The organism is Leifsonia sp. EB41 (genome assembly GCF_041262565.1).
Lineage (GTDB): Bacteria > Actinomycetota > Actinomycetes > Actinomycetales > Microbacteriaceae > Leifsonia.
Map to the genome: position 1 here is coordinate 1,490,695 of NZ_JBGCCJ010000001.1, position 22,843 is coordinate 1,513,537.

25 protein-coding genes are annotated in these 22,843 nt (G+C 72.3%); 13 read left to right on the plus strand and 12 right to left on the minus strand.

What is annotated here, in order from left to right; all coding sequences use genetic code 11:
- Positions 1-9 precede the first annotated feature (9 nt).
- The 4 genes from treS to ABH923_RS07350 are packed head-to-tail and all read left to right on the plus strand — an operon-like array spanning position 10 to position 4,276.
- Entirely contained in the window at positions 10-2,238 is a 2,229-nt protein-coding gene (treS, locus tag ABH923_RS07335) for a maltose alpha-D-glucosyltransferase (protein WP_370054678.1), read from the plus strand.
- Between the two features lie 48 nt (positions 2,239-2,286).
- On the plus strand, positions 2,287-2,649 hold the full coding sequence (locus ABH923_RS07340) for an ArsR/SmtB family transcription factor (protein WP_370054679.1): 363 nt from the start codon (positions 2,287-2,289) through the stop codon (positions 2,647-2,649).
- Positions 2,646-3,662 (plus strand): cation diffusion facilitator family transporter, encoded by a 1,017-nt coding sequence (locus tag ABH923_RS07345; protein WP_370054680.1) that lies wholly within the window; start codon positions 2,646-2,648, stop codon positions 3,660-3,662. The genes ABH923_RS07340 and ABH923_RS07345 overlap by 4 nt, the downstream gene beginning before the upstream one ends.
- On the plus strand, positions 3,659-4,276 hold the full coding sequence (locus tag ABH923_RS07350; RefSeq protein WP_370054681.1) for a cation diffusion facilitator family transporter: 618 nt from the start codon (positions 3,659-3,661) through the stop codon (positions 4,274-4,276). Before ABH923_RS07345 ends, ABH923_RS07350 begins: the two co-directional genes overlap by 4 nt.
- Here the strand turns inward: ABH923_RS07350 and mgtA are convergent.
- Together mgtA and ABH923_RS07360 are read right to left on the minus strand one after the other, a co-directional pair.
- Positions 4,248-6,890 carry a magnesium-translocating P-type ATPase gene (mgtA, locus tag ABH923_RS07355; RefSeq protein ID WP_370054682.1) on the minus strand — a complete coding sequence of 881 codons (2,643 nt, stop codon included), beginning with the start codon at positions 6,888-6,890 and terminating at the stop codon, positions 4,248-4,250. The genes ABH923_RS07350 and mgtA overlap by 29 nt on opposite strands.
- Positions 6,887-7,795, minus strand: coding sequence for a universal stress protein (locus ABH923_RS07360; RefSeq protein ID WP_370054683.1), 909 nt, complete (start codon positions 7,793-7,795; stop codon positions 6,887-6,889). Before ABH923_RS07360 ends, mgtA begins: the two co-directional genes overlap by 4 nt.
- Before the next feature lie 124 nt (positions 7,796-7,919).
- Between ABH923_RS07360 and ABH923_RS07365 the strand changes: the two genes are divergently transcribed.
- Positions 7,920-8,474, plus strand: coding sequence for a flavodoxin family protein (locus ABH923_RS07365; RefSeq protein WP_370054684.1), 555 nt, complete (start codon positions 7,920-7,922; stop codon positions 8,472-8,474).
- Positions 8,475-8,505: 31 nt separating this feature from the next.
- Here ABH923_RS07365 and ABH923_RS07370 read toward each other — a convergent pair whose 3' ends face one another.
- Genes ABH923_RS07370 through ABH923_RS07380 form a run of 3 tightly spaced genes read right to left on the minus strand, consistent with a single transcriptional unit; the run spans position 8,506 to position 10,310 of the window.
- The gene (locus ABH923_RS07370) at positions 8,506-8,967 is read right to left on the minus strand and encodes a universal stress protein (RefSeq protein WP_370054685.1); all 462 of its coding nucleotides are present in this window, start codon (positions 8,965-8,967) and stop codon (positions 8,506-8,508) included.
- 25 nt (positions 8,968-8,992) lie between these two features.
- Positions 8,993-9,412, minus strand: a complete 420-nt coding sequence (locus tag ABH923_RS07375; RefSeq protein ID WP_370054686.1) for a pyridoxamine 5'-phosphate oxidase family protein — start codon at positions 9,410-9,412, stop codon at positions 8,993-8,995.
- Positions 9,399-10,310, minus strand: a complete 912-nt coding sequence (locus tag ABH923_RS07380) for a universal stress protein (RefSeq protein ID WP_370054687.1) — start codon at positions 10,308-10,310, stop codon at positions 9,399-9,401. The genes ABH923_RS07375 and ABH923_RS07380 overlap by 14 nt, the downstream gene beginning before the upstream one ends.
- Before the next feature lie 131 nt (positions 10,311-10,441).
- Here ABH923_RS07380 and ABH923_RS07385 point away from each other — a divergent pair, with 131 nt between their 5' ends.
- From ABH923_RS07385 to ABH923_RS07400, 4 genes are all read left to right on the plus strand, one after another.
- Positions 10,442-11,443, plus strand: coding sequence for a zinc-binding alcohol dehydrogenase family protein (locus ABH923_RS07385; RefSeq protein ID WP_370054688.1), 1,002 nt, complete (start codon positions 10,442-10,444; stop codon positions 11,441-11,443).
- 15 nt (positions 11,444-11,458) lie between these two features.
- Entirely contained in the window at positions 11,459-12,358 is a 900-nt protein-coding gene (locus ABH923_RS07390) for a universal stress protein (RefSeq protein WP_370054689.1), read from the plus strand.
- A 129-nt stretch (positions 12,359-12,487) separates the two neighbouring features.
- Positions 12,488-14,104 (plus strand): GAF domain-containing protein, encoded by a 1,617-nt coding sequence (locus ABH923_RS07395; protein WP_370054690.1) that lies wholly within the window; start codon positions 12,488-12,490, stop codon positions 14,102-14,104.
- Positions 14,101-14,745 (plus strand): response regulator, encoded by a 645-nt coding sequence (locus tag ABH923_RS07400; RefSeq protein WP_370054691.1) that lies wholly within the window; start codon positions 14,101-14,103, stop codon positions 14,743-14,745. Before ABH923_RS07395 ends, ABH923_RS07400 begins: the two co-directional genes overlap by 4 nt.
- 4 nt (positions 14,746-14,749) lie before the next feature.
- Here the strand turns inward: ABH923_RS07400 and ABH923_RS07405 are convergent, their stop codons facing one another.
- On the minus strand, positions 14,750-15,646 hold the full coding sequence (locus ABH923_RS07405; RefSeq protein ID WP_370057318.1) for a universal stress protein: 897 nt from the start codon (positions 15,644-15,646) through the stop codon (positions 14,750-14,752).
- A gap of 2 nt (positions 15,647-15,648) precedes the next feature.
- Complete coding sequence (locus tag ABH923_RS07410) at positions 15,649-16,140, minus strand: pyridoxamine 5'-phosphate oxidase family protein (RefSeq protein WP_370054692.1); 492 nt, start codon at positions 16,138-16,140, stop codon at positions 15,649-15,651.
- 110 nt (positions 16,141-16,250) lie between these two features.
- Between ABH923_RS07410 and ABH923_RS07415 the strand changes: the two genes are divergently transcribed.
- The 3 genes from ABH923_RS07415 (at position 16,251) to ABH923_RS07425 (ending at position 17,455) form a co-directional block, all read left to right on the plus strand.
- Positions 16,251-16,553: a DUF5652 family protein gene (locus tag ABH923_RS07415; protein WP_370054693.1), complete on the plus strand. Its 303-nt coding sequence runs from the start codon at positions 16,251-16,253 to the stop codon at positions 16,551-16,553.
- A gap of 72 nt (positions 16,554-16,625) precedes the next feature.
- Positions 16,626-16,775 carry a hypothetical protein gene (locus ABH923_RS07420; protein ID WP_370054694.1) on the plus strand — a complete coding sequence of 50 codons (150 nt, stop codon included), beginning with the start codon at positions 16,626-16,628 and terminating at the stop codon, positions 16,773-16,775.
- The gene (locus tag ABH923_RS07425; protein ID WP_370054695.1) at positions 16,772-17,455 is read left to right on the plus strand and encodes a cytochrome b N-terminal domain-containing protein; all 684 of its coding nucleotides are present in this window, start codon (positions 16,772-16,774) and stop codon (positions 17,453-17,455) included. Before ABH923_RS07420 ends, ABH923_RS07425 begins: the two co-directional genes overlap by 4 nt.
- A gap of 931 nt (positions 17,456-18,386) precedes the next feature.
- On the opposite strand, the gene ABH923_RS07430 is transcribed toward ABH923_RS07425, so the two are convergent.
- The 5 genes from ABH923_RS07430 to ABH923_RS07450 all read right to left on the minus strand — a co-directional run bounded on the left by ABH923_RS07430 (position 18,387) and on the right by ABH923_RS07450 (position 22,553).
- Positions 18,387-18,614: a ferredoxin gene (locus tag ABH923_RS07430; RefSeq protein WP_370054696.1), complete on the minus strand. Its 228-nt coding sequence runs from the start codon at positions 18,612-18,614 to the stop codon at positions 18,387-18,389.
- Entirely contained in the window at positions 18,611-19,855 is a 1,245-nt protein-coding gene (locus ABH923_RS07435) for an NADH-ubiquinone oxidoreductase-F iron-sulfur binding region domain-containing protein (RefSeq protein ID WP_370054697.1), read from the minus strand. The genes ABH923_RS07430 and ABH923_RS07435 overlap by 4 nt, the downstream gene beginning before the upstream one ends.
- Positions 19,852-20,424 carry a ferric reductase-like transmembrane domain-containing protein gene (locus ABH923_RS07440; RefSeq protein ID WP_370054698.1) on the minus strand — a complete coding sequence of 191 codons (573 nt, stop codon included), beginning with the start codon at positions 20,422-20,424 and terminating at the stop codon, positions 19,852-19,854. The genes ABH923_RS07435 and ABH923_RS07440 overlap by 4 nt, the downstream gene beginning before the upstream one ends.
- 27 nt (positions 20,425-20,451) lie before the next feature.
- Positions 20,452-20,799, minus strand: coding sequence for a hypothetical protein (locus tag ABH923_RS07445; RefSeq protein ID WP_370054699.1), 348 nt, complete (start codon positions 20,797-20,799; stop codon positions 20,452-20,454).
- Positions 20,800-20,900: 101 nt separating this feature from the next.
- Positions 20,901-22,553: an FAD-dependent oxidoreductase gene (locus tag ABH923_RS07450; RefSeq protein ID WP_370054700.1), complete on the minus strand. Its 1,653-nt coding sequence runs from the start codon at positions 22,551-22,553 to the stop codon at positions 20,901-20,903.
- A 112-nt stretch (positions 22,554-22,665) separates the two neighbouring features.
- On the opposite strand from ABH923_RS07450, the gene ABH923_RS07455 reads away from it, so the two are divergent.
- Positions 22,666-22,842: a hypothetical protein gene (locus ABH923_RS07455; RefSeq protein ID WP_370054701.1), complete on the plus strand. Its 177-nt coding sequence runs from the start codon at positions 22,666-22,668 to the stop codon at positions 22,840-22,842.
- Position 22,843 lies beyond the last annotated feature (1 nt).

The following is a 22,843-nucleotide window of genomic DNA, read 5'->3' on the forward strand; positions in this document are numbered from 1 at the left end:
AGGAGAGAGATGGACGAGACCGCGGAGGGCGCAGAGCCCGAATCGACCGAGATCACCTACGACGAACAGCTCTACCCCGCCCGGCCGCGCCGGCTGCGCCCGCGCGCCAACCTGCGCGGCGGCGCGATCCGCCGCACGGTCTCCGACCCGCGCGCAGCGAACGGGCTGAACCCCGCCTACGTGCAGTGGCTGGTCCGCCAGTCGATGCTGAAGGACGCCGACGTGCTCAGCCGTCAGCTCTCCGGCTCGCCGAGCATGTGGCGCAACCCCTACGCGCGGCCCGATGCGCGCCGTGCGGTGTCGACGTCCGACGTCTGGTTCACCGCGTACCCGATCTCGCTCATCACCCGCAGGGACCAGAGCTTCCTCGCGGCCCTCGCGGACCCCGAGCTGTGGAACGTGTTCGAGCGGATCGGCATCAACGGCGTGCACACCGGCCCGGTGAAGCGCGCCGGCGGTCTCCGCGGCTGGCAGGAGACCCCGAGCGTCGACGGGCACTTCGACCGGATCGGCACCCAGATCGACCCCATCTTCGGCGACGAGGAGACCTTCCAGCGGATGACCGACGTCGCCGAGGAGCACGGCGGCGTCGTCATCGACGACATCGTGCCCGGCCACACCGGCAAGGGCGCCGACTTCCGCCTCGCCGAGATGGCGTACAAGGACTACCCGGGCATCTACCACATGGTCGAGATCCCGCCGGAGGAGTGGCACCTGCTGCCGGAGGTGCCCGAGCACCGCGACTCGGTGAACCTCGACCCGGCGACGGAGGCCTCCCTCGCCGAGCGCGGCTACATCATCGGCGAGCTGCAGCGCGTCATCTTCTACGCCCCCGGCGTCAAGGAGACGAACTGGAGCGTCACCGCGCCGGTCGTCGGCGTCGACGGCGTGACCCGCCGCTGGGTCTACCTGCACTACTTCAAGGAGGGCCAGCCCTCGGTCAACTGGCTCGACCCGACCTTCTCGGGGATGCGCCTGGTCATCGGCGACGCCCTCCACTCGCTCGGCGACCTCGGCACCAGCGCGCTGCGGCTGGACGCGAACGGCTTCCTCGGCGTCGAGAAGAGCGCGGAGGGCCTGCCGGCCTGGTCCGAGGGCCACCCGCTCTCGGCCGCGGCCAACCACGTCATCGCGGGAATGGTCCGCAAGGTCGGTGGCTTCACCTTCCAGGAGCTCAACCTGACGGTGGAGGACATCCGGGACACCGGCGCGGTCGGCGCGGACCTCTCGTACGACTTCATCAACCGGCCCGCCTACCACCACGCGCTCGCGACCGGCGACACCGAGTTCCTGCGGCTCACGCTGCGGACGTCGCTGGAGCTGGGCGTGGAGCCGGCGAGCCTGGTGCACGGCCTCCAGAACCACGACGAGCTCACCTACGAGCTCGTGCACTGGGCGACGCTGCACAAGAACGACCTGTACCCGTTCCGCTACCAGGAGCTGCCGGGCGGCGAGCTGGCCGAGCTGATCCGGTCGGAGCTGCTGGAGGCCCTGACCGCCCCGGCCGCCGACTACAACCTGGTGTTCACGACGAACGGGATCGCCTGCACCACGGCCTCCCTCATCGCCGCGACGCAGGGCCACGCGACGCTCGACTCCATCACGGAGGCCGACGTACCGGCGATCCGCGACGCGCACCTGCTGCTCGCGGCGTTCAACGCCTGGCAGCCCGGTGTCTTCGCGCTGTCCGGCTGGGACCTGCTCGGCTCGCTCACCGTCCCGCGGGAGCAGGTCGCCGACCTGATCGCCGACGGCGACACCCGCTGGATCGAGCGCGGCGCCCACGACCTGCTCGGGATCGCGCCGGAGGAGGAGCGCTCGGCCTCGGGCATGCCGCGATCCCGGTCGCTGTACGGCACCCTCCCCGACCAGCTCGCCCGGCCGGACTCGTTCGCGAGCGGGCTCGGCGACCTCCTGCGCATCCGCTCCCGCTACGGCATCGCGACGGCCCGCCAGGTCGACGTGCCCGATGTGGCGCACCCCGGGATGCTGGTGCTCGTGCACGAGCTGGAGTCGCTGGACGAGCACGGCCTCCCGGTCATGCAGCTCACGGTGCTCAACATGAGCGCGGAGGCCGTGGACGGCACGGTGCGGTCGGACGCGCTGCCGCTCGGGGCGACCGTGATCGACGCGGGCGACGACAGCGAGGTGACGACGGTCGACAACCTGAGCAGCTTCCCGCTGAGCATCGGGCCGTACGGCGTCCGCTTCCTGATCCTGCGGCGGCCGGAGGCCTGATCCCGGGCTGACGGCCTTGCCGTCGGCGGGGTGTGCTTTAATCTGCGTATGCACGCAGATAAGCCGATATGCGGACGTCTCCCCGACAGCCAGTTCGTCGAGCTCGCGGTCGAAGTGTTCGGGATGCTCGCCGACGCCACCCGGGTGCGCATCATCCTGGCCCTCCGCGACGCCGGCGAGCTGTCGGTGAACCACCTCGCCGACATCCTCGACAAGCAGCCCGCCGCCGTCTCGCAGCACCTGGCGAAGCTGCGGCTGGCCCGGATCGTGGCGACGCGCCAGGACGGCCAGCGGGTCTTCTACCGGATGGAGAACGAGCACGCGAGCCGGCTGGTCACGGACGCGATCTTCCAGGCGGAGCACTCGCTGGGCGGGACACCGCGGCATCATCACGTGGAGGCGTCGGCATGAGCAGCGGGACCCACACCCACCACGAGCACGACCACGACCACGACCAAGACCACGACCACGACCACCATCACCCGACCGGCTTCAAGGGTTTCCTCTACGGTCTCTTCGTCCCGCACTCCCACGACGCCGCCGACTCGATCGACGACGCCCTGGAGGCCAGCACCGAGGGCGTCCGCGCGCTGAAGATCAGCCTGTTCGTCCTGCTCGGCACCACGCTTCTGCAGGCGATCGTCGTGGGGTTCAGCGGGTCCGTCGCGCTGCTCGCGGACACCGTCCACAACTTCTCGGACGCGCTGACGGCCGTGCCGCTCTGGGTCGCGTTCGTGCTCGGCCGCCGGCTCGCGACCCGGCGCTACACCTACGGCTACGGCCGCGCCGAGGACCTCGCCGGGCTGTTCATCATCGCGGTCGTCGCCCTGTCCGCGATCGTCGCCGCCTGGCAGTCGATCGACCGGTTCTTCCACCCGCACCCGCTGGAGAACCTCGGCTGGGTGGTCGTCGCCGGCCTGATCGGCTTCGCCGGCAACGAGGCGGTCGCGATCTACCGCATCCGGGTCGGGCAGCGGATCGGCTCCGCCGCCCTCGTCGCGGACGGCGTCCACGCCCGCATCGACGGCTTCACCTCGCTCGCCGTGGTGATCGGCGCGATCGGCGTCATGCTCGGCTTCCCGCTCGCCGACCCGATCGTCGGCCTCCTCATCTCGGCCGCGATCATCGTGCTGCTGTGGGGTACCGTCCGCAGCATCGGCCGCCGCCTCCTCGACAGCATCGAGCCCGAGCTCGTCGGCCGGCTGGAGCACGCGCTCGAGGACACCCCCGGCGTGACCGCGGTGCCGCGCGTGCAGCTCCGCTGGGTCGGCCACCGGTTGCACGGCAGCGCACGGGTGACCGTCGACGCCGCGACCCTGGCCGACGCCCAGCGCATCACCGAGGCCGCGAGGGCGCACGCCACCGCGCACCTCCGCAATCTGGACGAGCTGAGCCTCGAGCTCGTGCCCGGGCCGACGCAATGACGGGCTCGCAGCTCGACCAGGCGACCCGCCACCGCCTGGTCCGCTTCGGCATCGGGCTGGAGGCGGTCACGCTCGGCTGGAACGTCGTCGGCGTCGTCGTGCTCGCCGTCCTCGCATACGCGAGCGCGTCGGTCGCCCTGCTCGGCTTCGGCCTGGACAGCCTGATCGAGATCTTCGCCAGCGTCGTCGTCATCTGGGAGCTGACCGGCGCCGGCGAGCGCCGTCAGCGACTCGCCCTGCGACTGATCGGCGTCGCGTTCGTCCTGCTGGCCGCCTACCTCCTCGTCCAGGCCGTCGTCGCGCTGATCGCCGGCCACCGCGCCGCGCCGACCCCCGGCGGCGCGGGCTGGACGGCCGTGACTGCGCTCGTGATGTTCGCCCTCGCTTTCGGCAAGGCCCGCACCGGCCGCCGGCTCGGCAACCCCGTCCTGATCACGGAGGGCCGGGTCACCCTGGTGGACGGCATCCTCGCGACCGCCGTCCTCGTTGGCATCGTGCTCAACGGCCTCTTCGGCTGGTGGTGGGCGGACCCGGTGGCGGGGCTCGTGATCGTGGCGTATGCGGTGCGGGAGGCGGTGGAGATCTTCAGGTCGCCCGTGGAGAGCGGGTCGTGAACCGCGCCGCCCGGCGGGCAACCCGGTGCGGGTACGCGCGACGGCGCACCGCCGGCGCTCGCGGGGCGCTCAGCCGGGCGTAGTACCAGACCTTCGCGAGCTCCACGAGCACGAGGTACACGAGCACCAGGCCGACCAGCGCGAGGAAGAACAGCGCGGGCAGCGGCGTGAAGCCCAGCAGCCCGGCCAGCGGCGAGTACGGCAGCCAGGCTCCGACGGCCACCACCGCGAGGACCGAGACGGCGAGCGGGAGGGAGGCACGGCTGCGCAGGAACGGCACCCGGCGCGTCCTGATCACGAACACGATCAGCGTCTGCGTCGCGATCGACTCGATGAACCAGCCTGAACGGAACTCCGGCGGCGCGGCGTTGAATGCGAAGAGCATCAGCCCGAACGTGGCGAAGTCGAACACCGAGCTGATCGGGCCGAAGAGCAGCATGAAGCGGCGGATCGCTCCGATGTCCCAGTGCGACGGGACCGTGAGCTGCTCCGCATCCACGTTGTCGCTCGGGATGGCGAGCTGGCTGGAGTCGTAGAGCAGGTTGTTGAGCAGGATCTGGCCGGGGAGCATCGGCAGGAACGGCAGGATGACCGACGCGATCGAGGCGCTGAACATGTTGCCGAAGTTGCTGGAGGTCCCCATCAGCACGTACTTGATGGTGTTCGCGAAGATGCGACGCCCCTCGGTCACACCGTCGGCGAGGACGTCGAGGTCCTTGTCGAGCAGCAGCACGTCGGCGGCGTCCTTCGCCACGTCCACGGCGGAGTCGACCGAGATGCCGATGTCGGCGCTGTGCAGGGCCAGGGCGTCGTTGACGCCGTCGCCGAGGAAGCCGACCGCGCGGCCCTTCTGGCGCAAGACGCGGATGATGCGCGCCTTCTGCTCGGGCGAAACGCGGGCGAAGATCGTGGCGGCGCGGGCGGACTCCGCGAGCTGCGCGTCGTCGAGCGCGTCGACCGCCTCGCCGGTCAGGGTGCCGGCGCCGGGCATCCCGAGCTCGGCGCAGACGCGCTCGGCCACGACGGCACTGTCTCCGGTGGCGATCTTCACCCCGACGCCGAGGTCGGCGAGCCGCTGCAGGGACGCGCGCGCGTCCGGCTTCACGCCGTCCACGAACGCCAGGAAGCCGCGCAGGGTCAGGCCGGTCTCGTCGCCGGGGGTCAGCGCGACCAGGTCGCCTGCTGCCCTCGTGGCGATGGCGATGACGCGCGAGCCCGCAGCGTAGAGCTGCGACAGCGTCCCGGCCGCCGACGGGTCCACGTCCGCGCAGAGCGCGAGGACGGACTCCGGGGCGCCCTTCACGACGACGATGGGAGCGGAGCCGGTCGCGGCGACCAGAGCGCCGGCCATGCGGCGCTCGTGGTCGAACGGCACGGCGTCCAGCCTCCGGTACGCCGCGACCGGGGCGGAGGCCGCCTCTGCGCTCTCCCACAGGGCGGCGTCGAGCGCGTTCAGGCCGACCGTCTGCGGCGCGGCGGGATCGGTGTCGGTGGCGAGCAGGCCGAGCAGCAGCACCTCGTCGGCCTCCACGTGGTCCAACGGCACCGGGCGGTCGAACACGATCCGGCCGGTAGTGAGCGTCCCGGTCTTGTCCGTGACCAGGAGATCGAGGTCACCCAGGTCCTCGATGCAGACCATCCGCTTCACGAGCACCCGGCGCCGCGCGAGGGCGCGGGAGCCGGCAGCGAGGCTGGTGCTGACCACGGCAGGAAGCAGCTGCGGGGTGATGCCCACCGCGATGGCGAGCGAGAACAGCAGCGACTCGATGAGCGGTCGGCCGAGCAGCAGCGCCGCGACGAAGATCAGGGTCGTCAGGATGATCGCGACCAGCAGCAGGAAGGTCGAGAACTGGCCGAGGCCGCGCTGGAACTCGGTCTGCGGTTGCTGCGTGCCGAGGCCGACGGCGATCCGGCCGAACTCCGTCGTCCCGCCGGTCGCGACCACGACGCCGACCCCGCCTCCGGCGTGCACGACGGTGCCCATCAGAGCGCTGCAGGCGAGGTCGCCGACCCCGGCGCCCTCCGCCACCGGGTCGAGGGACTTGGCCGCCGCGTGCGCTTCGCCTGTCACGATGCTCTCGTCGCACTCCAGCCCGTTGACCTCGAAGAGCCGCAGGTCGGCGGGGACGACGGAGCCCACCGAGAGCACTACGACGTCACCGGGGACGAGCTCCGTGACGTCCACGCTGCGGCGAGTGCCGCCGCGCAGCACGATCGAGGTGTGCCGGAGCCGGTCGTGGAGGGCGTCCGCCGCCTGCTCGGCCCGGAACTCGTTCACGAACCCCAGGCCGACGCTGACCACGAGGATGACCGCGATGATGACGGCCTCCGTCCCCTGGCCGACGAACGCGGAGACGATGGCGGTCGCGAACAGCAGGATGAGGATCGGGCTGCGCACCTGGCGGCCGAGGACACGCCAGGGGCGGGCCCGGTGACCGCGGACGGCGTTCGGGCCGATCGTGGCGAGCCGGGCGGCGGCCTCCGCGTCGCTGAGGCCGTCTGCCGTGGTCCGCTGGCCCGCGAGCACTGCCGCCGCGTCCTGGCAGGCCGCGACCTGGACCGGACTCGGCGCAGCGGGAGCGACGACCTCCGTCGTGCCCGGCGCGCCGCTCACTCGGCCTCGTGGCGCGTTCGCGCGATCACGACGGGCACGCGGACGTTCAGCAGCACGTCGTGGCCGACCGAGCCGAGCATGACGCGCTTCGCGCCGTGGCGATCGCGGGTTCCCACGATCAGCATTCTGCTGCCTTCCGCCGCCTCGACCAAGCCTCGGGCGGGCGCCGCCTCGATCACGTCGGCGCGGACGTCGATGCCGGGGCGGCGCTCGCGCGCGCTCTCCGCCGCCGCGTCCACGATCCGCTGCCTCCTGTCGTCGAGCGACACCTCCGGGACGAGGCCTGCGAGCAGGGGGTTCGCGGTGTAGCCGACGCAGACCAGGCGCAGGCCTTCGCCGAGCGCCGCAGCCTCGTCCGCGGCGAACGCGACGGCCGTCTCCGAGGGCGGCTTGCCGTCCACACCGGCCACGACGCCCGCCCCCGACCGTGCCCAGCCGTGCGGAACGACGGCGACCGAGCAGGCCGCGGTCGACGCGACGCGCAGGTGCAGCGAGCCGGCGAAGCCGCGGTCGCGCTGCGAACGCGAACGGGCGCCGACCACCAGGAGGTCGGCGCCGCGGGAGGCCGCCGTCAGTTCGGCGCCCACGTGCCCGTACAGGTATCGCGTCCCCACCTCGAGGCCGGAATGGCGCCTCGGCGCGGGCTCGGGACCGGTCAGTGCCGGCACCCTCGCCGAGGCGTCCTCTGCGATGCGGAGGGCGGCCTCCCGCTCGGTCCCCAGCAGCGACTTCGCCGCGAGGACGAGCAGGTCGCTCGGGCCGTCCGCGTCGTCCCCCCAGGAATGCTGGAGCACGAAGACGAGCTCCAACCGGGAGCCGTCGCGGACCGCGCGGCGCACCGCCCACTCCAGCGCCGCCCGGTGCTCGGCTTTGCCGTCGACCCCGACCATGATCGTCTCGGCCATCGCATCCTCCAGCCCTCAGGGAACGCGACGAGTGTCCCAACCTGTGCCGGCGTCGCCCAGTGCCGAAAGTCCCGCGTGACCTTCGGCCCTGCGCACCGCGCGCGACCCGCGCGAGGGTGGCGGCATGAACGACACCACACCGGTCGCCCGCGCGGCCATCGTCTACGAGTCCATGTTCGGGAGCACCCGCCGCGTCGCGGAGGCTATCGCGGACGGGCTGCGACCGTTCGTGTCGGTGACTGTGATGAAGGTCAAGGACGCACCTGAGGCCTTCCCGGACATCGACCTCCTCCTCATCGGCGCGCCGACGCACGTGCACTCGCTGAGCCGGCCGTCCACCCGGGTGGAGGCGGCGAAGTGGGGAGACGACCCCGAGCGCCGACTCACCCTCGAACCCGACGCCGAGGGCATCGGCGTGCGCGAGTGGCTGGAGACCTGCGGCGGCACGCCTGCGCGATTCGCCGCGTTCGACACCCGCGCCGACATGACGGAGATCTTCAGCGGCTCGGCCGCCGCCGCCATCGACAAGCGCCTGCGCAGGCTCGGGTCGCACCGCCTGCTCGCCAAGCACAGCTTCCTGGTCGACAAGGACAGCGTGCTGGTGGCCGGACAGCTCGACGACGCCCGCGAGTGGGGACGCACAATCGGCGAAACGCTGCGGACGACGGTCGCCGTCTGAGGCGGTCCCGGAGCGGCGGCCTCCGCTCAGCTCACGATCCGTGGATCACGAGCACCGGGCAGTCTGCGTGCTCCACCACCGACCGCGACACCGACCCCAGAAGCAGCCCGGTGAAGCCGCCGAGCCCGCGGCTGCCCACGATCAGCATCTCGGCGTCCTCCGCCCCCGCGATCAGCTGGCGCGCCGCCGACCCGGAGCGGACGACGGTCGAGTACCACGGCGGCACGGTGGCGCCGAAGACCTCGCGCGCGGCCTCCTCGGCGATGCTGTGCGCGTCCCGCTCGGGGTCCCAGCCGCCCATGACGTAGCCGGGCCAGGACGGCGGGTACTCCCACACCGTCACGCCGACGAGGTTGCAGCCCAGCCGTTCGGTCATCCGGGCGCCGCGGCGCAGCGCGGACAGCGACTCCGCGGAGCCGTCCAGTCCGACGACGATGCGGCCGCCGGGGTGGATGCGGTCCTCGGACCCGCCGTCGAGGGACTCGTCGGTCATGATGCTCTTCCTTCCGTGCGGAGGTTCACCAGCGCTCCGGCTCCGGCTCGCGCCGGAACCGCCGGCCGGACATCGAGTCGATGTCGATGTGGACGTAGCGGTACTTGAGGGTCGGGATCCACGGCTGCAACGGGGCCTTGTCTGCCTCGTCGATCTCCACCTGATGCTCGAGCTGCCTGGCATGGCCGTGGACGACGACGCTCCAGGCCTCGTCGTCGGTCCAGCCGTCGGTCTCGAACGCCACCGTGTCGTGCACGGTCAGCTCCAGCAGCTTGGTGCCGGGCGCCGTCCGGATCAGGATGCTCGACCCGTCGGAGTAGAAGTTGACCGGGTAGATGTCCGGTTCTCCGCCCACGGCCGTCGCCAGCCTCCCGACCGTCGCGCCCTTCAGAACCTCCCGGCACTCGTCGCGGTCCAGCACCCGGACCGGGTCATCCGATGACATGGCTCTCTCCTTCCGTCTTCGGCTGCTCCGCCCGCGCGGCGGCGGCCGGGGCGTGCACCACGACCGTCGGCGAGGACAGGTTGAGCAGCACGTCGTACGCGACAGCGCCGAGGCTGCCGAGCTGCGCATGTGCCCGGCGCGAGTCCCCGATCACGAGGAGCTCCGCGCTGCGGGCCAGTTCGTTGAGGGCGGCGCCCGCCGGCCGGCGCACCACCCGGCTGCGGATGACGATGCCGGGCTGCCTCGCCCGCGCCCGCGAGACGGCCGCCGCGAGGAGACCCCGCGCCTCGTCGTCCCGCCGGAGCTGCCAGTCGCGCCTCTCCTCGGGCTCGTCGGGGTCGAAGGGGACGGACGTCTGGGATGAGCGGACGGTCATCAGCTCGCAGTGGTGGTCGCAGGCCAGGTCCGCTGCCAGGTCGACCGCCGCCTCCCCCGCCGGTGTGTCGTCGACGCCGACGATCACGCCACGCCGCATCCGCGACGCCGCCTCCGGGATGATCGCGACCGGCCCGGTGGCGAGGTTCGCGAGCTGGAGGCTGCGCGAGCCGAACGCTCGCCCGTAGTGGAAGCCCGTCTTGTGGGTGCCGACGACGATCATCGTCCCCTGGTCGCTGAACGAGGCGAGCTCTGCCATCGGGCTGCCTGTCCGGGTCTCGCCGTGGATCGGCACGTCCGCTCCGAGGGACCGCGCGTAGTCGACCTCCTGCCCCAGCCGTTTCCCCGCGTCCTGGTCGACCTCGTCGATGAGCAGCGCCCCCACTGCGCCCCATCCGTCGTCGGCGACGTGGACGAGCGTCACACCGAGTCCCCGCTCCCGCGCCCCCGCGACCGCCCACCGGATCGCGGCGCGGGCCGGCACCGAACCGTCGACACCGACGATGTACCTGCGGATCTCCATGGTGAGGCACCTCCGTCTGCAGTCTGCTCACCCGGCACGGGCGGCCCGAAGGGCCATAAGTCCCGTGGGACCTTCGGCCCGCCCGGCAGGCGCCAGCGGCGCTTGACTCGGTGGCGGATGGGAGGCACGCGATGGCGGTGATGAGAGCGTGGCGCACCACGGGAACGAGCGGAGGGCTCGAGGCGGTCGATGCCACGGTGCCGGAGCCGGCGTCGGACGAGGTGCTGGTCGAGGTGGAAGTGTGCGGGATCTGCCGCACCGATCTCCACGTGATCGACCACGAGATCCCCGTGCACCGCCCGCTGGTGACACCCGGGCACCAGGCGATCGGCACGGTGGTCGACGTCGGCGACGCTGTGACATCGCTGGAGCCGGGAGCCCGCGTCGGCGTCGCCTGGCTGCGGCGCACCTGCGGCGAGTGTGCCTTCTGCCGGCGGGGTGCGGAGAACCTGTGCCCGAATTCGGAGTACACGGGCTGGGACGCCGACGGCGGTTTTGCCGACTACCTGGTGGCGCCGGCCGCATATGTCTATCCGATCGCGGCGGACGCCGACGCGCTGGAGACGGCGCCGCTTCTCTGCGCGGGGATCATCGGCTACCGCGCGCTCCGGCGGGCGCAGCTCCCACCGGGCGGCGTCCTCGGCATCTATGGGTTCGGGTCGAGCGCGCACGTGACGGCGCAACTCGCCATGGCGGGCGGCGCGCGGGTGTTCGCGATGACACGCGGCGTGCAGAACCGCCAGCTAGCCCGGGAGCTCGGCGCCGGCTTCGTCGGCGAGGAGGACGAGGAGCCGCCCGAGCCGCTGGACGCCGCGATCGTGTTCGCTCCGGCGGGCGGGCTCGTCCCGGTCGCACTGCGGGCCACGGCGAGCGGCGGCACCGTCGTGCTGGCCGGCATCGAGATGTCCGACCTCGCGCCGCTCTCGTACACGGAGTCGCTGTTCCGCGAGCGCGACCTGCGCACCGTCACGGCGAACACCCGGGAGGACGGCGCGCGCTTCCTCGCGCTCGCACGGAACCTCCGGCTCAGGCCGACCGTGACGGCGGTTCCGTTCGACGGGCTGGCGGGTGCGATCGACGATCTGCGCCGCGGCAGGACCGGCGGCTCGCTGGTGCTGCGAGTCGCGGGGTAGGAAGGGAGAGGGACGATGACCGACCGGACGATGGTCTGCTGGGACGGCTCTGCAGCGGCGGAGGCGGCCCTCGCCTGGGCGCTTCGCCGCGCGCGTGCCGAGGGCTCGACGATCGAGCTCGTCGACGTCGTCGACGTCGGCGACTTCCTGGGTGACGACGGCGCCCTCGACCGGGCGACCGAACAGGAGGAGGACCGGCTCGACTCCCGGGTGGAGGAGCTCGCAGACTCGCATCCCGGCGTCGTGTCCGGAGCGCAGCGGCTCGTCGGCGATCCGTTCGACCTGCTGACCGGTCAGACCCGCTCGGACACCCTCGTCGTGGTCGGCACACGGCACCGGATCGGGCCGCGCGTCCGCTACGGCTGGTCGCTCGGATCGCGGCTCGCGACGGCGGCCGCCGGTCCGGTGGCCGTGGTCCCGGTCGAAGAGCCCGAGGCCGCGGAGGCCCGGACGGGCGTCGTGGTGGGAGTGGACGGCTCCGAGGTGGGCAGGCTCGCCCTGGAGTTCGCGGCGCGAGAAGCCGAGGACCTGCGCCAGCGGCTGACGATCGTGCACTGCTGGGTGGCGCCGCTGTCCGAGCAGCCGCTGATCGTCCCCGACGACGAGTTCGTCACCTCGCAGGAGAGCGAACGGCAGGACCTGCTCGACGACCACGTGCGAACAGTGCGCGCCGCGCACCCCGACGTCGTCGTGCACGCGGTCCTGCTCCGCCAGAACCCGATCTCGGGGCTCCGCGTCCAGTCGGAGCACGCGTCGATGCTCGTCGTCGGCAGCCGGCGGCTCACCGGCTGGAAGCGCGCGTGGCTGGGCTCGGTCTCCCACGGCCTCGTCCTCGACCTCGCCGCTCCCACCATCGTGGTCGGTCAGGACACACAGGTGTACGCGACGCCGCGGGAAGCTACACTCGGCGCGTGAGCTCACGGGCCGTTCACGGCCCGTAGCCCGCTTCCCGCTGCCGAGAGGAGGCGCGCCATCCCGAGCGATGAGCCGATCACCTTCCCCGACGCGCCCCGGGCCGAACTCGACCGTGCCCTCGGCGAGCTGGTGGAGCAGGCACGGAAGGTGCTGGACACCCAAGGCAGGCTGCGCGCCCTCGTCCGGGCGAACCGGGCAGTGGTGTCGCACCTGGAGCTGCCGGTGGTGCTGCGGACAATCATCGAGTCGGCCGTCGAACTGGTCGGCGCGCGGTACGGCGCCCTCGGGGTGATCGCCGAGGGCGGCGGCCTGGAGCAGTTCATCCACGTCGGGATGTCGGACGACGCGGTGACACGAATCGGCCACTTGCCGGAGGGGCACGGGCTCCTCGGCGCCCTCATCGACGATCCGCGCCCGATCCGTCTCGACTCGATCGCCGACGACCCGAGGTCCTCCGGCTTCCCGGTGGGCCACCCGCCGATGACGGCGTTCCTCGGCCTCCCGATCACCGTGCGCGACGCGGTCTACGGCAACCTCTACCTGACCGACCCCGTCGCCGGCGGGTTCACCGAGGACGACGAGCAGCTCGTCAAAGCGCTGGCCGCCAACGCCGGCTTCGCGATCGACAACGCCCGCCTGTTCGCCGAGACCGTCGCACGGCAGGCCTGGAGCGCGTCCGCCGCCGAGCTGACAGCCAGCATCCTCGGGAGCGAGGCGGAGCAGTCGCACGAGGAGCTGGCGACCCGCACGGCGACGCTGGTCGGGGCTCGCGCGGTGCTCGTCATCGGCGTCGATGTCCACGACGACGCGTTCCGCGTGCTCGGAGCGAGCGGCGCCTCCTGCGAACTCGACCCGACGGAGACGACGAACGAGAGGATCCGCAGCGCGATCGAAGGGGCGCAGCCCACGCGGCTCGACGAGCTGAGCGGCATCCGGCTCCCGGACGGTCGCAGCTCGGGACCCGCGCTCGTCATCCCGTTCGACGGGAAGACGGGCGACCCCGAGGTGCTGATCGCCGTCCGCGCGATCGGCGACCCCGCCTTCTCCGCGTTCGACCTGGAGAGGACCGTGACGTTCTCGCGCCAGGGCGCCCTGGCGATGGAGCTGGCCGCGGCCCGCGCCGACCGCGAGCGGGTGGTGCTCCTCGAGGATCGGGCGCGGATCGCCCGAGACCTGCACGACCATGTCATCCAGCAGCTCTTCGGCGCGGGGCTGGAACTGCAGAGCGTCCAGTCCGAGCTCGGACCCGGGAGGCTGGCCGACCGGATCGACGGCACCGTGAAGTCGCTGGACGACGCGATCGCGCAGATCCGCACCGCGATCTTCTCCCTGTCGCGTCAGCAGGGACCGGCCGAGAGCCTCCGGCACCGGCTGCTCGACATCGTGCAGGAGGTCGGCGAGGCCCTGCCGCGGCCGGCGACGGTCTCCTTCTCCGGCCCCGTCGACCTGGTGTCCGACGCCGCGCTCGCCGACGATGTCGCGGCGTTCGTGCGGGAGGGACTGACCAACGTGGTCCGGCACGCGGGGGCCGGCACCGCCACGGTCGAGGTCGTGGCGTCAGCGGACGAACTCACGGTCGACGTGGCGGACGACGGCACCGGGATGGGCGGGACGAGCAGGCGCAGCGGGCTCGCCAACCTGTCCGAGCGCGCGGAGCGTCGCGCCGGCGTGCTCGATGTCGAGTCGACCCCCCGGGGGACGCGGTTGCGGCTCCGCCTGCCCGTGACCGTCGAGACCGTCCGATGAGCGCGCCACCGATCCGCGTCTTCCTCGCGGACGATCACGAGATCGTCCGCCGCGGCGTGGCCGCCCTGATCGACGGCCAGGACGATATGGAGGTCGTCGGCGAGGCGGCGACGGCCGCTCAGGCGCGCGCCAGGATCCTCGCCGTGCGGCCCGATGTCGCCGTGCTCGATGTCCGGCTGCCCGACGGCAGCGGCATCGACGTCTGCCGTGCCGTCAAGCAGGCGGAGCCGGGCATCCGCTGCCTGATGCTCACCGCCTACGACGACGAGGACGCGCTGCGCAGCGCGATCATCGCCGGCGCCGACGGCTACGTCGTCAAGGACATCCGCGCGAGCACTCTGCTGGACGATGTCCGCGCGGCCCACCGCGGAAACCGCCTTATCGACCCGCGCGTCGCGTCGCGCGTCTCGGCGACCCTGCGCGAGCCCGCCGACGACCCGCGGTTCGCCTCGCTCGGCCTCCGGGAGCGGCAGGTCCTCGCTCTCATCGCCGACGGGCGGACCAACCGCCAGATCGCCGAGCAGTTGGGACTGGCCGAGAAGACGGTCAAGAACTATGTGAGCTCGCTGCTGGCGAAGCTGGGCCTGGAGCGGCGCACGCAGGCCGCTGTGCTCCACCTCGAGCACCGCGGCCACGGCTGACCTCTCACCACGCATCCCGGTCATCCGGCCCGCTCGGGACGGCGAAGGAGAACTCCTTCGGCGTGACGAGCACCGGGCACGGGAGGTTCTGAAGCACGTCGTGGCTGACCGAACCGAGCAGCGAGGAGACGAAGCGCCCGCGGCCGCGCGTCCCGACGACGACGGCGACGGCTCCCGCTCCGCGCTCGATGAGCGCCTCCGCCGGGTTCCTGCGCACCACGATGTCGGCGATCGGCGCCGCCCGCGCGATCGGGACGTCGGCGACCGCCTCCGGGATCACGGCCTGCTCGCGCTTCAGGAACGCGGGATCGGCATGCTCGCCGGACTCGAGGGCGGCATGGAGGGCCTCAGGCACGTCCCAGGCGTGCACGGCCTCGACCTGCGCGCCCGACCAGCTCGCCTCTGTCACCGCCAGGGCGAGCGCGGAGCGTGCGAAGGCGGAGCGGTCCACGCCGACGACGACCACATTCCGCTCGGGTCGCGGCGAGGCGGGGATCACGGCGACGACGCAGTCGGCCTTCGCCGCAAGCGTCAGCGGGAGGGTGCCGATCCTCGCCCCGCTGTTCAACGGCCCCTTGTCGGTGCCAACCACCAGGAGCGAGGCACCAGCGGCCTCCGCGAGGAGCGCGCCCGCCGGGGGCCCCTCCACCCAGCGCACCTCCACCGCCACGCCGGGGGCGAGCGCACGAACGTGGCTCCGGGCCTGCGCGAGGCCGGTCTCGACCACGGTCTCGAGGTCGAACCGTGGACCGAAGACAGCGCCGCCGAGGCGCGTGTCGATCGCGTGCACCACCTCCAGCGCGCCCCCGCGCTGCGCGACGCGGTCGGTGGCCCAGTCGAGCGCCCGCCACGCCGGCGGCGAGCCGTCGAACCCCACCACCGTGCGCCCGTCGATCGCCATCGTCACCACTCCCCCTCCATGCGGCCGGTCAGCGTGTGCAGGTTCACCCGGAAGACCACGGCTGCAGCGGAAGGCTGCCCCACCTGCTCCCGCGCCTCCGCCAGCCGCGGGATGTCGAGTGTCCGCATCATCCCGAGCTCCGCTCCCTGATGGTCTTCCGCGCTCGCCGGCACGAGCGGCCGGAAGCGATCGACCAGGAGCTCCATCGCCTCCCTGGCCTCCGCGCCGAGGAGCTGTTCGAAACGGCCCCACGCGATCACACTGCGCCAGCGGTCGATGTGGTCGAGCTCGTCGACCTCGAAGCAGACCTCCGGCCGGGTCCGCAGCGCTTGCACCTTCCGGCCCTGTGCACTGTGGCAGTAGACAGCGCCGTCACGGAAGGCGAAGGAGATCGGGACGACGTACGGCTGGCCGTCGGCGATCATCCCGAGCCGGCCGACCAGGGCGGCCTTCAGGAGCTCATCGATCTCGTCGCGGGTCATCGGGGTGGGCATGGGGACTCCTCACGTCATCGGCTTCTCTGTCGAGCCTGCCCCGCCCGCGCGCGGCGGGCCAGGACCTTAGGCCCTTGCCGTGCCGCGGGCACAGGCGGTCTGATGGCCCCATGAGAAACCACTACGAAGCGTCCCGCATGGGGATGCACGACGTGCCGCCTGTGGGCCGCATCCTCGTCGTCGCGGTCGTCGCCTGGAGCCTCGCCTGGAAGGGCGCGTCGCTCTGGCGCGCCGCCCGGAACGGCAGCAAGCCGTGGTTCGTCACCCTGCTGCTCTCCAACACGCTCGGCGTCCTCGACGCCGTCTACCTGTTCGGGGTGGACCGGCGTCACGGCAGGGAGGAGCTCGAGGAGGTCGCGATCCTGGAGGTCACCGGCGAGCCTGAGCAGGAGGGCCACCCGCAGGAGACCTGAGAGTCCGCGGGACCTTCGGCCCGCCCGCCGATCCCGGCGAGGATCACGCTGGCATCGACCGAAGGAGGCACCGTGGACATCGTCGCAAGCGCGCCGGGCATCTACCTCGGCTGGGGTGCGTTCACCATCCAGCTCGGCAATCTCATCGTCATCGTGGTCATGCTCGTGCTGTTCGCACTGGCGCTGCTGCTGCCGTTCCCGAAGGCGAGGCGCCGTCGATGAGCGGGCCTCAGGCGCCGAGCAGCCCGGATGAGGAGATCTACACCTGGACCGGCCGCGTACGCCGCTGGCTCCTGAAGCGCCTCCCGCCGCAGAAGCTGCTGCCGCAGGACCAGCCGAGCTACGTCTCCTCGTGGATCTACGTGTTCGGGATGGCGTCGCTCGCCGCGTTCGCCGTGGTGATCCTGTCCGGCCTGGTGCTCAGCCTCAACGGACCCGCCTGGTACCACGTCTCGAGCCTCGGGCATTTCACGAACAGCGTGCACCTGTGGAGCGTCGAGCTGTTCTTCCTGCTGATGGTCGTGCACCTGTGGGGCAAGTACTGGATGGCCGCGTGGCGCGGCGGCCGGGTGCTGACCTGGATCACGGGCGTGATCGCCTTCGCCGTGTCGATCGCGGCCGCGTTCACCGGCTACCTGCTCCAGACGAACTTCGACTCGCAGTGGATCGCCTTCGAGGGCAAGGACGCCCTGAACGCGGTCGGGATCGGCGCCTGGTTCAACGTGGCCGACCTCGGTCAGATGTTCACGTGGCACATCGTGCTGCTGCCCATCGGTGTCGGCGCGATCGTCGTGCTGCACGTGCTCCTCGTGCGCGTGCACGGCGTCGTCCCGCCGATCGACGCGACCGAGGAGGACGACCAGGTCGTCCACGCCTACAACGAATCGGAGGCACCGCGATGAAGCGCACACCGAGCATGACCTGGCGGCGGCACGACGACGTCGCCGGCCGCCCGTGGAAGGGGCGCGTGCGCGACTACGACCTCTTCAAGGAGGTCACCATCGGCTTCGTCGTCGTCGGAGCGGTGACGCTCGGGCTCGCCGCGGTGTTCGGGTCGCCGGACGAACCGGGTGTCACCTTCGCCTCCTGGTCGGCGGCCGACCCCGTCGACTTCGCGTCGACCGCGACGGCCGAGCTCGGCGGGACGAGCGACACCGCCCAGTACGGGCCGCCCTACAACGACACCCAGGGCGCGACGCAGACCCTCGGGCCGCTCGACCTGCAGAGCCTGTCCGGCGTCCGGCTCCCGGTCGACACGGCGAAGGCCTTCGTGATCGGCCCGTTGCGCACGCTGCCGACCGTGCCGCAAGCGGTCTCCCGCTGGACGAGCGCGTCCCCCGCGCAGCAGGCCAAGTGGACGGCCGCCTACGAGAAGGCCCTGGCCGCCGACACGGGGACCACGCTGCCGAAGTCGTCCTCGGGCGACTACGGCCCGGTGCCCGCGATCATCTCGTCGCTCAGCGGGATGGCGCGCAGCGGCGCGCTCGACGGCGCGCTCGCGAGCCAGGGCGGCTTCTACCCGCTGAACCACACGCCGGCGATCCTGTTCCTCGGCGACGGCCAGTACTTCCAGAACCTTGCGGCGGCCCAACACCTCACCGGGGACCAGTGGGGGATGATGAACGAGACCGGCAACACGCCGGGCCAGGCCTGGCTCTGGCTGTTCTCGCTCTTCTACCAGGTCCAGCCGTTCGCGTCGCTCGCCAACGCCGACCTCGTGATCGTGCTGATCATGGGCTCCTTGACGCTGCTGCTGGCCCTGCTGCCGTTCATCCCCGGCCTGCGCACGTTCCCGCGCTGGATCCCGCTGCACCGGGTCATCTGGCGGGACTACTACAGGGCGACCCGCCTGAGCGCGAGCACCGGGCAGAGCGCAACGGCGTCGTCCGCCGCGTCCAGCTCGTCGGCGCGCAGCGGCACCTCCGAGCGGGAGCCCTCCGCGCCGCGGAGCGAGACGGGGTAGCCCCAGTCGTCGCGCGTGAGGGCGCGGTCGAGGATCTCGGCGCAGAGTCCGCGGCCGTCGCACTTCGTCCAGTCGATGTGGAGGGCGTGGGAGGTCATCGCGCTCTCCGTACGCAGCGGCCGTGCGCGTGCGAGCGCACGTCGTGGTCGAAGACCGTGAGCGCGCTCCGCACGAGCCGGGCGGTCCCGTCGGGGTGGTGGCAGGAGCCGCGGCCGACGACGAGGCCGGCGAGCCGCTTGAGGTCGGCGGCGTTCTCCACCACGGCCTGCCCGGAGGCGACGGCCGCGAACCGGTCGGCCATCGTCGGCAGGCCGAACATGCACGGACCGCACTGGCCGGCCGACTCCCCGGCGAGGTACTTGACGATTCCGGCGGTGACGTCGAGCGCGCAGCGGTGGTCGCCCAGCACGTGGATGATCCCGGCGCCCGGCGTCGCGTCGAACGGGGCGAGGTCGAGCGCGGTCAGCGGGAGGTTGAAGGCCTGCGCTGGCACCCAGGCGCCGTGGTAGCCGCCGATCAGCGCGGCGCTGACCGTCCGGAAGTCGAGCTGAAGGGGGGCCAGGGTCTCGCGCACCGTCGCGTCGGTGCGGATCTCGTAGACGCCCTGCTTCGGCACGTCGCCGGTGACCGTCACCAGCCGCGTGCCCGGGTCGACCCGGTCGCCCACCGACCGGAACCAGCGGGCGCCGTGGCGCGCGATCAGCGCGACGTGCGCGAGCGTCTCCACGTTCTGCACGACGGTCGGCCGACCCCGGAGGCCCGCGGTCGTCAGGCGTTTCGTGCGGTCCACCGGCCGCGCGTCGTCGTTCTCGATCAGGTTGACCAGGGCGCTCGCCTCGCCGGAGACGAACCCTCCCGCGCCCTCCACGACCTCGATCCCGCGCGCGTCCCGCCGCTCCTCGATCGCGCGCTCGACGGCCCGGAGGGCGTCGCCCTCGGCCACGATGAGCACGTTGCGCGCGCCGATCGTCCGTCCGGCGGCGAGCATCCCGTCGATCACGAGGTGGGGCGCGTTGCGCAGCAGCACGGCGTCCTTGGAACTGAGCGGCTCGCCCTCGGTGCCGTTGGCGATGAGGATCGGCGCCCGGCCGCGGCGGCGTCCGCCCGATTCGATGGCGGCGGAGAGCTTGCGCCAGACCGGGAAGGCCGCGCCCCCGCGCCCGGTGAGCCCGGAGGCCTCGAGCTCGGCGAGCATGGCATCGGGGTTCCTCTGGGGCAGCTCGCCGTAGGCGCGCAGGTGAGCGTCGAGCGCCGCGCGGTGTCCCGCAGCGAAGAGCCGTCCGGCGTCCACTGCGCGCGTCGCGCCTCCCGACGCGCTCGGTTCCATCGTCATCGTCATGCGTCGTCCTTGAGTCCGGCGGCCAGACGCCGCGTGTGCGAGTGCTCCACGAATCGGGCCGACAGCCGCCAGATCACGGCCGCGACGACGAGGAGGGTGCAGCCGGCGGTCACCAGCAGGAACCAGCCGTTCGTGCCGTTCGTCCCGTTGCCGATGCCGTGCGCGACGGCGATCGGCCACATGGCATAGGTGAACCAGTGCACGAAGCGGAAGGCCCGCTGGCCGATCCGGCGGCGGAGCAGGCCGGTGATCGTGATCGCGACGACCAGATCGAACGCGACCGTCCCGAGGCCCTGCCAGAACGGCTTGAACGAGCCCGCGAACGGCACCACGATGTCGAGCACCGAGAGCTTGGCGTACGAGTCGAACAGCAGCGTCCCCACGTGGAGCACGAGGAAGACGCACGCGAGCAGCGACACGTTGCGGTGGATCAGCGACACCGAGAACCGCGGCATCCCCGGCAGGGGGCGCCCGGAGCGCGTGACGATGCCGAGCACCAGCGTCAGGGTGAACAGGAGCAGCGCGATGAGGCCGGAGGCCCGGCCGAAGGCCCAGAGCAGCTCACTCATCGTCGCTCCCCTCCGTCGGCCTTCGCATCAGGAGCCTGACGACGAGCCGCTGGACGAGCCGCCCTGGCTCGGCTGGACGGGGGCCGGGGCGGGAGCAGGCGCGGCGGGCGCGGGGGCCGGAGCGGCCGGGGCCGGAGCGGGGGCCGCAGTCGGAATCGGGGCGGCCGGGGCCGCAGTCGGAGTGGCGGTCGGGGTCGGCGTCGCCGACGGCGTGGCCGCCGGAGTGCGCACCGGCTGCGCAGCCGCCGCCGAGTGCCTGGTCGGCGTGGTGTCGAACAGCACCGTGCCGACGGCCGCGGCCGCGCCGACGCTCGTCACGCCGATCACGCCGGTGAGCACACCGACGATCCGCTTGCCTCGTGTCCAGGTCGCCATCCGTCCCTCCCTTCTCCAGGTCGTTACCTCCACCATCCCGGCGAATTCTTGACGGATTCTTACGTCACATGGGCAGAACCTGACGATGCGCTATCCGTTCTCTAGGCGGCGACGGCCTCCCGCTCCCGAATCGCCGCGCCTGCGGCCCAGGTGCGATAGCCGCCGTCGAGATTCACGACGCCGTACCCGAGCTGGGCGAGGATGCGCGCCGCGGTGTGCCCGCGCTGCCCCACCTGGCAGTGCACGACGACGGGGCCGGCCGGCAGCTCGGCGAGCCGGGCGCGCAGCTCGTCGACGGGGATGTTGACAGCGCCGGGGATTGCACCGGCCGCGTGCTCGCCCGCGCTGCGGACGTCCACCAGCGTGGCGCCCGCGGCCAGCGTGGCGTCGAGTTCGTGCCACTGGATGGCGCTGGTCGTGCCGGCGCGGAGGTTGTCGGCGACATAGCCGAGCTGGTTCACCGGGTCCTTCGCCGAGCCGAACTGCGGCGCGTACGCGAGCTCCAGGCGCGCGAGCGCGGAGGCGGTGATGCCGCCCGCCATCGCCACCGCGATGACGTCGATCCGCTTGTCCACGCCCTCTCCGCCGACGATCTGCGCGCCGAGGATCGCGTCGCTCGCCGGGTCGACCAGCAGCTTCATCGACATCGGCTGCGCTCCGGGGTAGTAGGTCGCGTGCGACGTCGGGTGGGTGTGGATGACGCGGTGCTCGCGGCCGGCCGACACGAGCTGCCGTTCGCTCCAGCCGACCTTCGCGGCGACGGAGTCGAACACGCTCACGATGGCGGTGCCGAGCGCCGGCGTGTTGCGCTCGTCGTGGCCGGCGATCACGTCGGCGACCGAGCGCCCGTGCCGGTTGGCCAGTCCGGCCATCGTGACCAGCGCCTCCTGGCCGGACAGCGCGTCGACCTTCTCGACCCCGTCGCCGACCGCGTAGATGTGCGGGTCGCTGGTGCGATTGCGCGCGTCGACGGCGATCCCGCCGGTCGGCCCCAGTGCCACACCGGCTGTCTGCGCGAGATCCACGCTCGGCACGACGCCGGACGCGTCGACGATGAAGTCCGGGCGCAGCGCGCTGCCGTCGTCCAGGAGGACCACCCCGTCGTCCACCGTGTCGATCGTGACGCCGGTGCGCACCTCGACGCCGTGGCCGCGGAGCCGCGCTTCCAGCGGCGCCACCATCTCCGGGTCGAGCGGGCTCAGGAGGTGCGGACCGCGCTGGACGAGGGTGACGTGGAGGCCGCGGCGCACCAGGTTCTCCACCGCCTCCAGGCCGATGAACCCGCCGCCCACGACCAGCGCCGACGCGTTGTCGGCCGCGGCGTCCACCAGGCGGCCGATCGCGTCCACGTCCTCCACCGTGCGCAGTGTGTGCGTGGGGATGCCGGGATGTCCCGCCGCCTCCCGGGCGGAAGCGCCGACGGCGAGGATCAGCTCGTCGTAGCCCTCGGTGGACGTCTCGCCGCTCGCGAGGTCGAGCACCGTGACCGTGCGTCGCGCGGCGTCCGCGTCGAGCACCTCGTGACCGGTGCGGACGTCCAACCGGAACCGCGACGCCAGCGACTGCGGCGTCTGCAGCAGCAGCGAGGACCGGTCGCGGATCACTCCGCCGACGTAGTACGGGAGGCCGCAGTTCGCGTAGGAGACGTACGGGCCGCGCTCGAAGACGACGATGTCCCGCGCCTCGTCCAGCCGGCGCAGCCGGGTTGCGGCCGACATGCCTCCGGCGACGCCGCCGACGATGATCGTTCTCACTGGGATGGTCCTTCCTCCGGGCCGGGCTTCGGGGGGCGGATTGTGCATACCCCAGTGGGTATCGTACTATACCTCCGGGGGTATCCCGAATCCCCGAGAGAGGACTCTGCCCATGTGTTATCCCGTGCCCTGCTCCACCTGCGGCAAGACGACCTGGAACGGCTGCGGCGAGCACGTCGCCGACGTGCGCCGCAACGTTCCCGCGGCGCAGTGGTGCGACGGCCATGCCGAGCAGTCCACGACCGCGACCGGCGCCGGCTTCCTCGGCCGCCTGTTCGGACGGAGCTGAC